We start from the raw sequence: 16508 nt of genomic DNA, 5'->3' as shown, positions 1-16508 counted from the left end.
CGTTTTTACTAAAAAAGTAAAAAAATTGCGTTTTTACTGAAAAAATGCAATAAAAAAGCAACAAAGTTGCTAATTATTAAATCTTTCTTTTAAAATACTTTCGACGATTTCTATTGCTTTAGTAGGGTTTACTTGGCCGCCAGAAATTTTCATAAGAGACCCTTGTATCATTTTCAATACTCTTTCGGGACGTGAGGTGTATTCATCAACTAATTTTGCATTTTGTTCAATTATTTCATTAATTCATTTTGTGATTATATTTATGTCTGATATTTGTTCCAAATTGTGCTTTTTAACTAATTCATTGACATTGTCATGATAATTTTGCAATAATGGGATTAGTTTTTTAAATGAACGCCCACTTATAATATCTGAATCCATCAGTTGTATCGATTCAGATAATTGCTCTGGGTCAATATTTAGATCGCAAACATGTTTTTGTGTTGAATTTGCTAATGAAACAATTTCAGCGAAAAACAATTTTGATAATTTTTCTTTATCAGCGTAATTAATTGAGTCAAAATATTTGGCCATTTCTAAATCATTTACTAATGAATTTATGTAAATATCTTGAATACCTTCTGATTTATAACGCTCAGTACGCTCTCAAGGTAATTCATTCAGTTTTATATTGCTTATGAATTCATCACTAATTTTTATAATTGGAATATTTGGTTCTGGGAAATATTTATAATCAACTTCTCCAGTTTTTGTTCTCATTACTATATTAGATTGAGTTTCAGGGTCAAATCTTTTTGTTTGTTGTAGAATTTTTTCACCAGTACGTAGTTTTTTGGTTTGTATTTCAATTTCGTTTTCAATTGCTTTTGCAATTCCTCTAAATGTATTGATATTCTTAATTTCAACCTTGGTTCCTAAATTATTAAAACCCTTAGGACGCAATGAAATGTTTATATCAGCTCTTAAAGAGCCTTCTTCCATTTTTGCGTCAGAAATTCCTAATGAAAGAGCAATTTGACGAATTGTTGAAACATAATTAACCGCTTGTTCTGCGTTTTTAATGCAAGGTGTGGTAACTATTTCTATTAACGGAGTACCGGCACGATTATAATCTAGTTTAGTAACTTCCCCGTGGTGTTGCCTTGCTGTATCCTCTTCCAAGTGAATTCTTTCGATAGTTACTGTATCTCCAGTATTTTGGTCAATAACTAAAGTACCATTTGAACCTATTGGTCTAAAGAATTGTGTGATTTGGTAACCTTTAGGCAAATCGGTGTAGAAATAGTTTTTGCGGTCAAAATGCATCTCGGTATCTATATCCATTTTTAGTGCCTTTGCTAATTTTATAGCGCTAATTACTGCTTGTTTATTTAACAGAGGTAATGTACCCGGATAACCCAAATCAATTTGATTTATACAAGTATTGGGTTCAGCGTTGAAATCAATTTTAGCGCTTGAGAACATTTTTGTTTTCGTGTTTAACTCCACATGGATTTCTATACCTATTATTGCTTCAAAACTATTCATTTTTACCTCCCAAAAATTCTTCCATTCAAAGTGCAAATGAAAGTAATTTTTCATCTGTATAAATTGGTGTTTCTAACGCCATGTTTACACCTAAACCCTCAGAATTTTTAATTCAGGGAACGGTAATTGACGGCAATCCGGCTAAATTAGAAGTAGTTAGTATGTATTCCATGTAATCTCTGGAAATATTTTTTGAGGACTCAATAAATGGTGCTATGTCGCCGCTAGCTGGGAAAATAATTAGATCGTATTTATTGTGTAATTGGTCTCAGTATTGTTTTATTAGCCGACGAACTTGCTGAGCTTTAATTAAAAGTTCTTTTTGATTTTCTGAATGCAAAAAGAAACTACCCAATGTTAATCTTCTTTGAACCATCGTTCCAAATCCTTGAGAACGAGTATTAGTCATTATTTCTTGTCAAGATTGACCATCTTTTCTTGAACCAAAAGCTATACCATTAAGATTGGCTAGGTTACTTGATGCTTCAGAGTAAGAAATAATATCATAAACTGGCTTTACGGCACGAATTAGGTCTTCATTAATTTTTACTAATTCTATTGAAATATCAGTATTTTGGAGTTTTTTAATAATATCTGTATAAGAATTTTGCACCATATCTGATAGCAAATTATTATTTATGTCTAAAACTCCAATATTTTTAGGTTTAATTTTTTCAATATTATTAATTTTAACTTCCACAGTCGTGAAATCATTTTTGTCAATACCGTATAGAACCTTTGAAATCACGGCAATATCATTTACATTGTGAGTGAAATAACTTACAGTGTCAAGCGATGAAGCATAAGGAAACATCCCATACCGACTGATTGCACCATAACTAGGTTTGAATCCAACTAGCGAATTATATGATGCTGGTAAACGCACTGAATCACCGGTATCAGATCCCAAGGAGAAGCAAATGTCTTTAGTCAAAGTTGCGGCTGAACCAGAAGATGAACCGCCAACTAAACGTAGAGGGTCAAGTGGATTTTTTATCAAACCAAATGCACTAAAGGTACCTGTGCCTCCCAAAGCTAATTCGTCATTATAAACCTTAGCAACTGGAATAGCTCCTGCATTAATTAATTTTGACACAGCAGTGGCGTTATAACCCGGATGAAAATTTTCTAATATTTTACTTGAAGCAGTTGTTTTTACATCCTCGGTAGCAAAAACATCTTTAATTGTAAAAACTGCGTTGTTTAGTAACCCGTCTCCAACTTTTTTGGGTGAATTATAAATATGAGCAACAGCATTATTTTTGTCTTTTTCAATTGAAATTAAAGCATTTTCAAAATTGCCTAGATTTTTAATTTCCATTATTGTACCACCTTCGAAGTTATGATGTAATCATCATCTGAATCATATGCATTTTTTAATGCTGTTTCTTTAGTTATTGCTCCAGTGTAGTCAACTTCATCTTCTCTGAAAAAGTCTACTATCGGTGTTTCGTTGATGTGGGTTAACGGTTTTACTCCGTTGGTATCTATTTTATTTAAAAAAGATAATTGTTTTTGAATAGTGTCTCATTCAACTAATATTTGATTGATTACTTCATCGCTTGGTTCAAGCATTAATGAACTAACTATTTCAACAAGTTTTGTTTTATCTATTGTTTTCATTTTTCCTCCTTGATTCAATTAATTGGATATGCTTTAAATTTTTTATTATTTAGGTATTCTAAACATCCTTCCAAATTCTTAAATTCCAATGAATATGAGTGTAAATAGAGTCTTTTAGCTCTCTGTGCACCATATTTAATATCACCTAAAACCGGTGCTTGTAAGTTTGCGCAAGTTAATCTAATTTGGTGTTTACGCCCACTTAATAAAGTAGCAAAGTATTGATTATCAATTACTTCAATTTTAGTTGTTGCGAGTTTAGCATTATTTCAATTCTCTTGAGCAACAACCATTTTTTGTACTAAATCATCCTTTGAAGTTAAAATAGAATAAATACCAGGTTCAATATGATGTTCAGGTATGAAAAGATACTTTTTGACTAATGAATCTTGTTTTGAGTTTAATTGGACAAGCGATTCGTAGTTTTTTGCATAAATTATTAAGCCGCTTGTTAATTTATCTAATCTACCGACATGGCTTGGTTTAAAAGCTGTGTTTTGAGTAAAGCTTAGATATGAATAGACTTGTTGATCTAAGGAATTTTGGTTTGAATGAACCTCAACGCCGGGCAATTTATTTATCAATAGAATATTTTCATCTTCGTAAATAATTTCGGAGTTTAAGGTTAGATTCGGATTCGATTTTAATAAAAACGCATCCGAATCATTTAAGCCATAAATTGTTATTAAATCATTTGAATTTATAATATAGTTTGGATCTTTGTTGCGTTTAGAATTTATACGAATATCGCCTTTTCTCAATACTTTATGAATTTTTGATATAGGAACATTTTTATAAATAGAAGTTAAAAACTTTAGTAATTTACGACCTTGGTCATTACTGGTTGCAATAAATTCTTGTTTTGCCATAACTAATAGAAAATAGTGGCAAAACCACTATTCATATTGGTCCGGTCTTTGTGAATCAAAGAAACTAAAGTCTTCTTGAGATTCTGATTCCACTCCATCAATGAAGTTGAATTCAGTTAACTTTGGCAACTCAGCAAGAGTTCTAATTCTAAAATAATCATAAAATTTGTTTGTAATACCATACAAAACTGGATTCCCTGGTGTTGGACTAATTCCAACTTCTTCGATAACACCTTTAGCTAAAAGTGTGTTCATAACTTGTTCGCTAGCAACGCCACGAATATTATTTACCATTGAACGAGTAACTGGTTGTTTATAGGCCACAATCCCAGCAACTTCAATAGCGGCATTTGATAAACGGTGTTTTTTAACCACTTGTACCATTTTTGTGATGTATTCTTTGTAGGTTTCACGTGTAGCTAGTTTATAGATGTCGTTAAAGTTTACAACTTTAAGCGCTCCATCACGGTTGTTATAGTCTTTAGTAAAATCGGCCATAACTTTTTTTGCTTCATGAATTGTATTTAAGTTAAATATTTCTTTAACTTGTTCAAGAGATAATCCGTCATCTCCTTGAATATATAACAATGCTTCTAAAATATTATTTTTCATAATCTGGTCCTTTCGCAAATGTTATTGTGCCAAATTGTTCATTTTGTTCCATAGTAATTTTTTGCATTTTCACAAGCACTAATACAGCCATAAATGTTATAACAAAGTGATTCATTGAAGGTTGATTAAAAATCATTTCGAATGTTACATTGTCAGCAGTTTTGAAAAGATCTAGAATAAAAGGTATTTGATCTTGCGGAGTGAGTTGAAAATGGTCTAATTTGGTTTTTCTAAGTTTTTGCGCATATGTTCGTTCGAACATTTTTCTTAAAATTGTGATTAGCTTAAGCGGCGTTGAATTACCGTCTAGTTGTGTTTTGTCGTCATCGAGAAGGTATTCCTCAATGTCGCTTGGTTTTTTAATAAAAATATTTGTACGTAGTTCTTCTTGTTCACGAAGCGTTTTAGATATTTCTTTAAATTGTTGATATTCATATAGACGACGTAAAATTTCACGCTTGTCTTCTTCAATTTCAGGTTTTTCTTCTGGAGTAAACAACATCATCTTTGTTTTTAAAGCAAGCAATGTTGCAGCCATGACTAAATATTCACCGGCAAGGTCAATTTCATTTTCTTGTAAATCTTGAATTATTTTCAGATAAGCGCTAGCCAATTCAGCAACATCAACATCCATAATATCTTTGTGTTTATCTTGGACTAATGCTAAAAGTAAATCTAATGGCCCATCAAAGTTTTCGATACTAATATCAAATTTTTTATAGTCTGATTCGTATAAATTATTCATTTTTGTCTAAACTCATTTCTATTTCGTTTTTTACCCTGTTAGCGATTGCTAAATTATCCATTGCTAAGAAGTCGGCCGGTTTAATAGGTTTTAAAAACTTAACATTTACTAATAATTTTTTTCCCCTGTTTTTGTTTAATGCTTGGCGAGTATCGCTAATTGAAACTGGTACGATTGTTAGATATTGGCTTTGAGCAACCTTGATAGCTCCCGCTTTGAATTCACCTAATTCATCAGTAGTGATGCGTGTGCCTTCAGGGAAAATAACCCCGTAACGTTTATTATTTTTAACAAAATCCCCAAATTCATTAAGTGATTTAAGTGATTGACGTAAATCTTGACGATTAATAAAGATTGTGTCCAATAATTCTAAAACACCACTTGCGAATTTTTTACGTTTTAATTCAATTTTTCCCAAAAATGTTGGAATTTTGTTTCTGCCCAACATTGCAAAGTCTTTCTTTTCTAAGGCAGCTAAAATAATTAGCGGGTCAATATTGGATTTGTGATTTGGTAAAAGTAATGCAGGTGATTTTGGTAAGTCGCTATAACCTTCAACATTGATTTTTACATTGAAATATCACAATAACTGTTTTGCTCTTTTAAGTAAATAGTCATTTCTTTGTTGGGGAGTTAATTCATCCGGCATACGACGGTATTTTCTTACCATTGCTTTCAATCTTCAAAGACACCATAAAAAATGCCACCATAAAAACACCATTTTAAAATTAAAACTCATTTTATACCTCCTCTAATGCCACGATTGCTATTAGCATATTTCCTTCGTGGCTCGTTGAAATTTTTCAGTCTTCAAATGTTCAAACACCAGATTTTTCTTTGACAATTTTAATTTTTGAAAAATCAAAAAATTTATTGTCAGCCTTAAAAAGCGCTTCTTTAATTGCCCAAAGTGACGCTAAATATGACACCCTAATCTCTTCACTGGTTAATTTATGGAGATAATCAATTTCCGATGGGTGGCAAAAGCGCTTTTCAAATCCTTGTTTTATAGATCTAAATCTATCAATCAAAACTAAATCAATTCCTAATTTCATAAGTTTATTATATGTAAATTTTAATATAAATAATAAATATTAATATGTAATTAATACAATATTAAATTTAGATGATCAGTAATCCATTGAATTTTTTGAATAAAAATGTTAATTTTTTCCTTTTTAAGATGAATTTTTGAAAAAATAAAATAGAAAATGTATGAACAAAAATCGCGGAATGTTATTAGAAAAAATTATCAATCAAACTTTAAATTATTACGAAAAAAATAATTTAGCCTTTATAGAGAAGAAAGGTCTACCCATTAAGTTCTATAAAATTAATGATAATCGTCAATTGCTAGATGCTCATATTTTTAAAAAGAGTACAGTTGACTACATAGGTTGTTTCAATGGAATTTTTATTGCATTTGAAGCAAAATCAACTAATGAATCTAGATTACCCAACAGTAATATTAAAAAACACCAAATTGAATATTTAGACAAAATTTATAAATCAGGAGGTTATGCATTTTTCATAATTTTATTCAGCAATGTGGATGAATTTTACATTGTAAATTCAGTGTATTTCAAAGAGAATTGGAAAAAATCTTGGAGCTACGATGAAATAAAAAAAATCGGCTTTCAAGTCGAGCTCACATATCCTGGTGTGATTGACTTTTTACCGACAATTAAAGGTTTTAGTTAATAACATCTTTTAGGTATTTAGATGGTTTGAATTTTACAACACGTTTTTGTTCGATTGTAATGCTTTCTTTTGTAAACGGGTTTAGAGTTTCACGCCCTTTTCTAATTGAGGTTTCAAAAGTTCCTAAAGAACTTAATTGTACTTTCTCATCATTTGTTAAACGTTCTTTAAGAACAAAAACGAATTTGTCGAAAAAATCGTTTGCAACTCTAACTGGTACATCCATTAATTCAGCTACTTCTGCCACGAATTCTTTTTTAGTCATAATGCATCCTTTCATGTTTAAATGATTATTTATATATCATCAAAAATAACCATGTAATATTATTATAACAATTTTTATTAAATTTGTGTTTGATAAACTTCGAATAATCGCCCAAAAGTATTGAAAAAAAGGCTTATTACTCAAGCCCCGATTTATTTTTAAAAATTAACTTGATTGGACAACCGGTAAAATCAATAACTTGGCGAAGTTGTTTTTCAAGATATCGTTCATAACTTCAGTGCAAATATTTTTTATTATTTACAAAGATTAGAAATGTCGGTATTCTTGTGTCTAATAATTTTCTGGCAAAGTAGATATTTAAACGGCCTCCATTGTATGGTGCTGCAGGTTGTATTAGTTGTGTTTCTCTTATTAGATTTGATAGCAATGATGGTTTTACATCTCGCTCAAGGTTTGTTTTAACTTTAATAATTGTGTCGATTAGTTTATCTACACGCTTATTATGTAATACCGAAATGAAACAGAATGGTACTCACGGCACAAAATGAAATGTGTTTCTCATATTTTTTTCATAATTAACCATTGTGTTTGTTTCTTTTTCAATTAAATCTCATTTATTTACTGCAACAATTATAGGTTTTGAATTTTCAAGCGCATAACCAATTATACGAGCGTCAAAATGGCTAAGTTCTCTTGAGGAGTCAATCATGATAATTGATAAGTCTGATTCATCAAGCGCAGAAATTGCACGCATTAGTGCATATTTATCAATCATATCAACAATTTTACTTTTCTTGGTTATTCCTGCGGTATCAACAATTTCAAATTTTTCACCTTTTAACTCTACAACTGTTTTAACACTATCTCTAGTTGTACCGGCTATATCGCTTACAATTGAACGATCTTCGCCGGAAAGAAGGTTGAGAAGTGATGATTTTCCTGAATTTGGTCTACCAATAATTGATAATCTAAAGTTTCGTTCGCTCTTCTCATCGTCCAAATATAAATTTTTAAGACATTCGTCAAGGACATCTCCAACTCCATGGCCGTGTTGAGCACTAATTTGGAAAATTTTGTCAGCTCCTAATGAATATCACGTTCAGTTAAACATATCGGTGTTATCTAATTTATTGGCAACAACCACAACAGGCTTTTCACTTTTTCTTAACATGCTTAAAATCATTTGGTCATCATTAGTAATTTCGGCAGAACCATCAACCATAAAAATAATTACATTAGCTTCCTCAATGGCAATTTTAGCTTGAGTTCTGATTTGCTCTTGAAACGGTCTATTTTCTACTTCAATACCACCGGTATCAATGACTCTAATTTCTTTACCGCTCCATTCAAAAGTTTCATATAGTCTGTCTCTTGTAACACCCGGTTCGTCATATGTTATTGAACTTTTTTTGCCAACAAAACGATTAAAAAGTGTACTTTTTCCAACATTTGGTTTTCCAATAATTGCTATTACATTATTTCTCATTTACCACCGCCTTTATTAATCTTATTATTTCAACAACAACGGCTTCGAAATTCATCTCCGTACAATTGATAACGTGCGCATCTTCAACAATTTTTAATGGATCATTTTTTCTGTTAGAGTCTTGTTCATCTCGTGCTTCAACTTCTTTGAGAACTTGGTGAAAATTTGTGTTATAGCCCAATTCTTTGTTTTGGAGGATTCTTCTATTAGCTCTCTCGTGAGCAGTAGCGGTTAAAAATATTTTAACTTCAGCATATGGCATAATGCGATATGTTGTATCTCTACCATCCATAATATAACCCTTTTTAGCTTTGGTAATTTGTTGGATGTATTTAACAACATATTCTCTTACATGTTTGTAAACGGCAATATCTGATGAAATTTTTGATATTTTATCGGCTCTAATTAATGAACTAATATCAACACCATCACTATATATTCTTTCGTGTTCATCTAAACTAATTTTTAAAATTTGGTCATCCAAAATAGCATTTACTGCTTCTTCATTTTTAGGGTCAATATTTTTGTTAGAAACAACGTAAGCTATAGCTCTATAGACGCTACCAGAACTAATAAAAGTATATCCTAGACGCTTCGCTACCTCTTTCGATACAGTCGATTTACCAGCGCCAGATGGCCCATCGATTGCGACATTTATTTTTTTCATAAATCCTCCATTTGAATTGAACTAATATAATTTATATTATTTAATATTACTAAAAAATATTACTTTTGAATTAAAGTTGTACTTTATTTATAACAATTTCTGCTGATTCAGCCATTGTTACAGTATCTTCGTTATTGAAACGAGACTCTAAACCCAAATCTAAATTCGAACCACTATTTAACATTTCATATACATTTTCATTCATAAATTTAGATATATCTTTACGCTGCAGCGACACTGATTTAAATATATCTTTTTTAAAGTTAGACAATTTAGAAATTAACATTCCTAAATTAACTTCAAGATGATATCAATCTTCAACTTCAATATATTTGATTATGTCATTTACTTTTGCTTTGTATTGAAATAAGCAAGGGTCATTCATGATTGAAACAAGTGAGTTATTAGGTTTTAATTTGTAATAAATTGAGACATCGTCAAAAAATTCAGGGTCTGATTCTAAAAAACTAGCAAATAAACTTTGTTGACTATAGTCATTGTGATTAAGTTGTTCGATAAAATTTTGATTTTTCTTTGTTTTCATAATATATATTATATTTTAAATAATAATTAAGATTAAGATAAAGAAAAAACACCGATTGGTGTTTATTTGAATTGTTTAATGAAATCTGTATTTGTGGTATCTGAATATTGTTCAAGATCTTTTGAAAGTTTTTTCATATCCGAGCTTGAAAGTTCTGGAATAATAACTTTCAATAATATTTTTAAATCACCTGCGCGATTGCTCTTTCTAACACCTTTTCCGCTCAAAACAAGTGTTTTGCCGTTTTGGTAGGTTCTGCGTAATTTAATAGTTTCTGTTCCGTAAGGAGTCGGTACAAGCACTTCGTTTTCCTTGATTATATCTATAAATGAAACAGGGTATTCTAAATAAATATTTAGATTATCTCTTTGGAAGTATTGATGAGGTTGAACATTAATTTCAACATATAAATCTCCTGAAGAGCCGCCATTTTCTCCTCTACCACCATAGCCGGTAAGTTTGATTCTATCTCCGTTATCAGAGCCAGCAGGCACTGAAAAAGTAACAACTTTTTCTTTTTTGATGTAAATTTTGCCTGAACAGACTTTACATTTATTTATTATTTGTTCTCCTTTTCCTTTACATTTATTACATACCGAAGTGTTATTGATAATGCCAAAAGGTGTTCTTTGCTGAATTTGTTGTTGCCCACTACCATGACAAGAATCGCAAGTAACAATATCAGCCGGTGTCGCACCACCACGACCATTACAGTGACTACATACCTCTCACTTGTCTAAATTTTGTTTGACTTCCTTACCTTTTATTGATTCATTAAATGTTATTTGCAAGCGCATTAACATATCATTACCACGCGATGGTTCAAATGAATTACGACCAAAACCGGCAAATCCATTAAAGAAATTGCTGAATATATCGCCAAATCCACTAAAACCGCCAAAATCGCCAAATCCTTGTGGCCCTTCTTCGGAACCGTATTTATCGTAGTTTTCACGTTTTTGTTTATCACTTAAAACTTCGTACGCTTCGTTTAACTCTTGCATTTTTTTATCACTGGTTCCATCTTTTAACTTGTCTGGGTGATATTGCATTGCAAGTTTTCGGTACGCATGTTTAATTTCTTTTTCTGATGCGTCTTTTGAAACGCCTAAAACTTCATAATAATCTTTTTTACTCATGATATATATTTTAGCACAATAATAATTAGACTGCTAAATTTAATTAATGTGTAAATTTAAGAAATAAAATTAGCCTATTAAATTGAAAAATAGGCTAATCCAATAAAAAAGTTATTTGATTTTTTTAAAAAGTCATTCACGTTTTGCAATTGTGTAGCTTGAATGATAAGTTTTATAATAGGATTCATTAACGATTAAACCAAGGAAAATAAAGTAAGAAAGCGATGATACGAACAAAGCAATATACATGAATGTTCCGATTGCTCCATATTGATTGTATTTAATTAATGAAGTAAGATAACCAAATGCCCCAATAAATAACATATTTGGAAATGAAGCAATAAGAACACCAGGTAATACAGAGTTTCATGATAATTTAAAACTTGGTGTTAATTTGTAAATTAAGGTAAAACCAAAATATAGGACAATCATTAAATAAATATCGAAAGAAACATAGAAAAATATTTTTTCTCCAAATGAGTTTAAATTAGCTGCTATTAATTTATAGATAAAAATATAAAAAGCGGTTACTAAAAATAAATAGATACTTATACTAACAACAATAAAGAACCCTTTAATTCTATTTATAAAGAAGTTGCCTAACGTTTCGTGTCCATAAATATAGTTTTGAGAGTAGATAAATCGTCCCCAACCGTTTGAGCCCAGTCATGTAGATGTTAATAATAAAATGGCAATTGTTGTGTATTGTACACCGTGATTAATATTAAGATTTGGCACATTAATTAAGTTTTCAACCCCTGGGATGATTCTAACTAATATTACATTTAAAAACACATTGTTATAGTCTTTAACGAATGAAAGTAGGACAATAACTACCGTTAAGATAGGAACAAAAGAAACCAAAAAATAAAACGATAGAGAAATTGGTATAAAAGTTAGATCTTTGGCGGTAAAACGATTATACGTTCTATCAATTAATTCTTTTGTTTTGCTTTTATTTTTCCATGTAGTTTTTGGAGTTGCAATTCACAAAATAAGCATAATAAAAAATTTGATTATTTTTTCTAGTAATCACCATTGTTTATTTTCGTTAGGTATAACACTTTTATTAATAACTGATTTTTTAATCTTTTTATTATATGCCTTCTTTATTTTTTTTGGATTTTGGCCAGTGTAAATTTGTTCTTCGTTATTGCTCATATTAATATTATATGGAGATTTATGAAAAAAGCAACACAAGTATATTGAGTTGCTTATTAAAGGACTTGATTATGAGTGTTTATTTTTTATTTATTAATAATAAATTATTAATTGTCAATGCTATAGAAATAATCGTAAACACTGTGATAACAATTGAAAACGATAAAAAGATATTGATATAATGTTTCACAGGTAATAGAATTCATGTCACAATCATAGCAAAGTATGCAAATACTGATAAAATTACTATTATTTCAATAATTAGAGAGTTTTTTCTATATTCTATAAATACACAAGAATTGATATATTGATATAAAGATGTAAATCCTGCAAATATCATAAAGCAAAACATTAACGATATAAATGTAAACATAGGCAGAGCAGCAAATTTATTCACTTGCTCAATGATAGAGAATATTGAAACGGTTATTGAAATGAATAAATAGGTTAAAGAAGTTACTAAGAATAAAATTAATGATGTGCGATAATTTTTTTTATTCATAATTTTCCTTTCTTAATCTTTTGGCTAGTTCTAAAAGTAAAAGCTCCCTGATGTCAATACTGATGCTTCCATTGTTTTCGTTTTGTATTCCTTTGAATTCGTCTATAAGTGAGTTTAAAACTCCCGATAGATTTTTATAATCGATTTCTTTAAATCTAGACATCAAAATATTGTATTCATTGTCTGAGGAAAAAACTCTTTTCAGACTACAAATTGTTTTATCTTTATGTGTAGAAATATTTAATATTTCCTGTTCAAATTTATATTTATCTTTGATTATTTCATTAATTTTCTTGCTGATTAAATTAAATTTTTTGAGATTCATCTTTTTAAAAATTAAATTAAATAACTCATTTAATTCAAACAGATGACCATTTAAATTGAGTTTGGAATTAATATAAATTAAGAAAGAATTAATATTATCTTTTGTGGGTACAAACGCATCGGATTTCATAAAATAGGAAACAAAGAAATTTGAAAAATACATATATTCAATGTGACTAATAATTTTTTTGATACTTAAAATATTTGATTTTGATATCAAAAATGCTAAATCCATCAACGCATTTTCTACTTTTTCATCACTTTTGTCGAGATTTTTTTTACTAAGCATGAAACTTTTAAAAAGTTGGTGTATTTTCATTGAAATTAAAAAGTGGCGTTTTGGAAGAAAAAATCCATTTTTGTTTCAAATTTTGTTTTTTTGTATAAATTTGGGCAAGAAGATTTCCACCGGCTTATTGTCATAAGAGTATTTTGCAAATAAACCATCGTTGTAAATAGTTTTTAAATTACCAATATTATTTAATTTACAGTTTTTTTCATAAGAAATGAAATCTAAATCGTTTGCCTTTCTGAAATAATCTTTATATTTTAGTTCAAGTGATTTAGAACCATGCAAAACGAAACCGTTTTTTTGCATTCTGAAAATTATATTTCTTTCGACATCATCCTTTTGTTCGTTTTTAGTAGTCATTTGTTTCAAAACTCTTATATTCAGAGTAACAAAAAGTTTCAATTTTAATCATTTATATGCCCTAAATCAGTTATATTCATAATATTTGTTAATATAAATTATTGAAAGCGAATTTAAGAATCAAATAACCTGCAAAAATAATAAAACAATTAGTAGAATATACAAATAAACGTAGGTTTTAAAAGCTATATCTTGTCCTTTGTTTTTATTTTTTAGGATATTAAATAATTCAAAATTACTGGTACTTACCAAAACAAAAATGTATAAAATTACTGAAAAAAGCAGAGTAGAAAGAAACAAAAATAAGTAATATCTTTTCAAGCTGTTTTTGATTCAGTTTTTTTGTTTTAAAAAATTAATTTTATCTTTTAATAACATGTTGTACCTCACATAACATCTCTGTTATATTCCATCAGTTTTTCATACGCAATTTCATAAATTGATTTTACTGTATTGTCAACGCTATTCACTTTAGATTTTGAGATTATTAGTGAAAGGAAGTTATACCATTGAGAAGTAACATTATTTAAGGCTCTTTGTGCTTCTTCCAACGAATTTTTAATTAATATTATATTTTTTGATTGAGCAATGTTTGTTAATTTTGAAATATTTTCTTCAAATTCTTTCTTCAAAGTATCAATTTCATTTTTAAATTTATAGATATCTAACTCGGTTGATACCGCGTTTACATTTTCATTTTGATAAATTGTTAGCATATTTCTCCATTTAAACTATTTTATACTATACTGAAATTATATCCATAAAATATTAATTGCCATCCAAACTACAGAGTCAAGACCTTGATTTAAGGGAAAATGTGAAAAGTATCCATTTATAGCAGTTGTTTTCATAATTGATTTTAAAATTTAATTAAAAAACAGCCTTTGACGCTGTTATGTTAATTTAAATATAAATTCACAAAGCACAATGAAGATTGGAATTAGAATTATTGACATTATTGTTGAAAGCGCCGAAGCTCTCGCAGTGAAGTTTGGTGCTTTATTATACATTAATGATAGAGCAGCAGGAACCGTTCCCGGAGGCGTTACGCTAACAACAACAATAGTTAAACAAACTTCGGCAGGTATTTTTTTAGCAGTATAGAACGAATACATGATTGCTAGCATGATTAGTGGAACGATGATTAGTTTTATAAATGTGTATAACCAAACATATTTATCTGTAAAAACTTCTCTAAGGCGTTTTTCACTCATTTTCATACCAACTGTTAATCAGACAAGCGGCGTACATAAACGTGATAATGTCAAAACAACATTATTAACATAAGGCATAGTTGTGTGGAAATCCATTCATCCAGCAGGTTCAATATTAGTTGCTATGTAAAGATTTTTAGAGGCATCAAAAATGTATTTGCTTGAGTCTTTTGCGATATAAATAGAGTTGAAATTAGTGCCAAATTTTGCTTTCTTAACAACTTCTATTGTGTCGAAATAATTAACACCGTCTATTTGTTTCGTGAAAACATCAATTTGAATAGCGTCAATATCTTTTGTTGAGTTTCCTAATCCTGGAATCAACTGAGTTAATCATAAAAATAATCCTAAAACCGTAATCATTAATGTTGAATTGGTAGCTAACTTTTTGCATGTTTGTTTTAAGTTTTCTTTATTCATTTTAATACCTGAAATAATAACAAAAACAAATGTATACAAAGTTATTCTCTGTGGAATGTTTCACATACTTACACTAATTATTGCTCCGGCTTGATGCGATGTTCCTTGATAAAATTCACTAATTACAGGTAATCCAAATGTGGCTGTTGCCCCGAAAATTATCAGTATAAACATCATTAATGCACGTTCTTTTGGCACATCATTATTGGTGGTGGCCGATATTGTGCCTAGCATAGTTTTGTTTGAAGCATTTTTAACTATTTTCGGTAGTTTTCAATCGAATTTAACTCATAATCACACAAAAAAGCAAAGAATTATGTAAAAGAGGAAGGACAATAACAATATTCAAGCTTGCTCTTTAAGTTTGTTAAGGGAAATACTCGACATAAATCCTTTTAGAGCTATTGCTGGAACTGAAATTTCAAGAATAATTTTAGTAAAAGGGTTAATTCAAGACGATTTAAAAATTCCAAATTTAGTGAACAAATAACCTATTGATATTAATAAAACGCTCGCAATACATACTCCAATGAGGTTTGAGTTGGTTATAGTTGATATAAATACTTCACGCATAATTATTGATTATACTCCCATAGATTTTTGATGATAGTAAGTTTATAAAAAAACAAAGTCAGCGCTTTGTTTAAAAGTTTTCTATATCATCAATACGATTTTGATGTCTTCCACCCTCAAATTCGGTGTTGATATATTCCTTAATCATTGCTTTAGCTTCATCAAGCGGTACTTGTCTTCCGCCCAAAACCAGAACATTGGCATTATTGTGTTGTTTTGCTAAGTGAGCATCTTCGACACTAGCAATTCTTGCAGCACGAATTCCATGGTGACGATTTAGCGCATATGAAATACCTAAACCTGTTCCACAAAATCCTAATCCAAAACTCACTTCGTGTTCTTTCATATAATTAGCCAATTTATGGCCTTGTAGTGAGTAAGAAACAGAAGTTGATGAATCAGCTGGTCCTAAATCTACAACTTCATATCCAAGTTCATTGATATAACTAATTAATTCATTTTTTAATTCGCAACCACCGTGGTCGCTAGCCATAGCTACTATTTTTTTACTCATAATTCTCCTTACATTTATGATTATTATAGTAAAAAGTATGCGTTTTTA

At 29.7% G+C, this 16508-nt stretch carries 20 protein-coding genes; 1 reads left to right on the top strand and 19 read right to left on the bottom strand.

All coding sequences use genetic code 4. The annotated features are described in order from the left end of the window. Nucleotides 1-69: 69 nt before the first annotated feature. The 8 genes from gatB to HLA87_RS01505 are packed head-to-tail and all read right to left on the bottom strand — an operon-like array spanning nt 70 to nt 6392. Entirely contained in the window at nt 70-1488 is a 1419-nt protein-coding gene (gene gatB / locus HLA87_RS01540) for an Asp-tRNA(Asn)/Glu-tRNA(Gln) amidotransferase subunit GatB (RefSeq protein ID WP_171111235.1), read from the bottom strand. Then, nucleotides 1481-2809 (bottom strand): amidase family protein, encoded by a 1329-nt coding sequence (locus tag HLA87_RS01535; RefSeq protein WP_171111233.1) that lies wholly within the window; start codon nt 2807-2809, stop codon nt 1481-1483. Before HLA87_RS01535 ends, gatB begins: the two co-directional genes overlap by 8 nt. After that, the gene (locus HLA87_RS01530) at nt 2809-3111 is read right to left on the bottom strand and encodes an Asp-tRNA(Asn)/Glu-tRNA(Gln) amidotransferase subunit GatC (RefSeq protein WP_171111231.1); all 303 of its coding nucleotides are present in this window, start codon (nt 3109-3111) and stop codon (nt 2809-2811) included. The genes HLA87_RS01535 and HLA87_RS01530 overlap by 1 nt, the downstream gene beginning before the upstream one ends. Continuing rightward, the gene (locus HLA87_RS01525) at nt 3099-3980 is read right to left on the bottom strand and encodes an RluA family pseudouridine synthase (protein WP_171111229.1); all 882 of its coding nucleotides are present in this window, start codon (nt 3978-3980) and stop codon (nt 3099-3101) included. Before HLA87_RS01525 ends, HLA87_RS01530 begins: the two co-directional genes overlap by 13 nt. A 27-nt stretch (nt 3981-4007) precedes the next feature. Next, complete coding sequence (scpB, locus tag HLA87_RS01520; protein ID WP_171111227.1) at nt 4008-4592, bottom strand: SMC-Scp complex subunit ScpB; 585 nt, start codon at nt 4590-4592, stop codon at nt 4008-4010. Beyond that, nucleotides 4582-5337, bottom strand: coding sequence for a segregation/condensation protein A (locus HLA87_RS01515; RefSeq protein ID WP_171111225.1), 756 nt, complete (start codon nt 5335-5337; stop codon nt 4582-4584). The genes scpB and HLA87_RS01515 overlap by 11 nt, the downstream gene beginning before the upstream one ends. Next, nucleotides 5330-6076: a lysophospholipid acyltransferase family protein gene (locus tag HLA87_RS01510; protein ID WP_171111223.1), complete on the bottom strand. Its 747-nt coding sequence runs from the start codon at nt 6074-6076 to the stop codon at nt 5330-5332. Before HLA87_RS01510 ends, HLA87_RS01515 begins: the two co-directional genes overlap by 8 nt. Before the next feature lies 1 nt (nt 6077). Then, complete coding sequence (locus HLA87_RS01505; protein ID WP_171111221.1) at nt 6078-6392, bottom strand: 4'-phosphopantetheinyl transferase superfamily protein; 315 nt, start codon at nt 6390-6392, stop codon at nt 6078-6080. Nucleotides 6393-6552: 160 nt separating this feature from the next. On the opposite strand from HLA87_RS01505, the gene recU reads away from it, so the two are divergent. Continuing rightward, nucleotides 6553-7038 (top strand): Holliday junction resolvase RecU, encoded by a 486-nt coding sequence (gene recU, locus HLA87_RS01500; protein WP_171111219.1) that lies wholly within the window; start codon nt 6553-6555, stop codon nt 7036-7038. Here the strand turns inward: recU and HLA87_RS01495 are convergent. The 11 genes from HLA87_RS01495 to HLA87_RS01445 form a co-directional block, all read right to left on the bottom strand. After that, nucleotides 7031-7303, bottom strand: coding sequence for an HU family DNA-binding protein (locus HLA87_RS01495; protein ID WP_171111217.1), 273 nt, complete (start codon nt 7301-7303; stop codon nt 7031-7033). The two genes, recU and HLA87_RS01495, sit on opposite strands and share 8 nt — an antisense overlap. Nucleotides 7304-7439: 136 nt before the next feature. Then, on the bottom strand, nt 7440-8750 hold the full coding sequence (gene der / locus HLA87_RS01490) for a ribosome biogenesis GTPase Der (protein WP_171111215.1): 1311 nt from the start codon (nt 8748-8750) through the stop codon (nt 7440-7442). Further along, nucleotides 8740-9417 (bottom strand): (d)CMP kinase, encoded by a 678-nt coding sequence (gene cmk, locus HLA87_RS01485; RefSeq protein WP_171111213.1) that lies wholly within the window; start codon nt 9415-9417, stop codon nt 8740-8742. Before cmk ends, der begins: the two co-directional genes overlap by 11 nt. 70 nt (nt 9418-9487) lie before the next feature. Next, nucleotides 9488-9961: a hypothetical protein gene (locus tag HLA87_RS01480; RefSeq protein ID WP_171111211.1), complete on the bottom strand. Its 474-nt coding sequence runs from the start codon at nt 9959-9961 to the stop codon at nt 9488-9490. A 62-nt stretch (nt 9962-10023) separates the two neighbouring features. After that, the gene (locus tag HLA87_RS01475; RefSeq protein WP_171111209.1) at nt 10024-11100 is read right to left on the bottom strand and encodes a DnaJ C-terminal domain-containing protein; all 1077 of its coding nucleotides are present in this window, start codon (nt 11098-11100) and stop codon (nt 10024-10026) included. Nucleotides 11101-11211: 111 nt separating this feature from the next. Further along, entirely contained in the window at nt 11212-12261 is a 1050-nt protein-coding gene (locus HLA87_RS01470; RefSeq protein WP_171111207.1) for a YihY/virulence factor BrkB family protein, read from the bottom strand. Nucleotides 12262-12340: 79 nt separating this feature from the next. Beyond that, nucleotides 12341-12763, bottom strand: a complete 423-nt coding sequence (locus HLA87_RS01465; RefSeq protein WP_171111205.1) for a hypothetical protein — start codon at nt 12761-12763, stop codon at nt 12341-12343. Beyond that, complete coding sequence (locus tag HLA87_RS01460; protein WP_373422502.1) at nt 12756-14117, bottom strand: MAG4530 family protein; 1362 nt, start codon at nt 14115-14117, stop codon at nt 12756-12758. The genes HLA87_RS01465 and HLA87_RS01460 overlap by 8 nt, the downstream gene beginning before the upstream one ends. Beyond that, a complete protein-coding gene (locus HLA87_RS01455) occupies nt 14108-14455 on the bottom strand; it encodes a hypothetical protein (protein ID WP_171111201.1) in 348 nt (115 codons plus the stop codon). The genes HLA87_RS01460 and HLA87_RS01455 overlap by 10 nt, the downstream gene beginning before the upstream one ends. A 177-nt stretch (nt 14456-14632) precedes the next feature. After that, entirely contained in the window at nt 14633-15607 is a 975-nt protein-coding gene (locus tag HLA87_RS01450; protein ID WP_171111199.1) for an AEC family transporter, read from the bottom strand. A 409-nt stretch (nt 15608-16016) separates the two neighbouring features. Continuing rightward, complete coding sequence (locus HLA87_RS01445) at nt 16017-16460, bottom strand: RpiB/LacA/LacB family sugar-phosphate isomerase (RefSeq protein ID WP_171111196.1); 444 nt, start codon at nt 16458-16460, stop codon at nt 16017-16019. Nucleotides 16461-16508: the final 48 nt, after the last annotated feature.

This window comes from Mycoplasma miroungigenitalium (assembly GCF_013008635.1).
GTDB classification, from domain to species: domain Bacteria; phylum Bacillota_I; class Bacilli_A; order Mycoplasmatales; family Metamycoplasmataceae; genus Mycoplasmopsis; species Mycoplasmopsis miroungigenitalium.
Note: the sequence above shows the minus strand (reverse complement) of the source record. Positions and strands in the feature narration are given on the sequence as shown.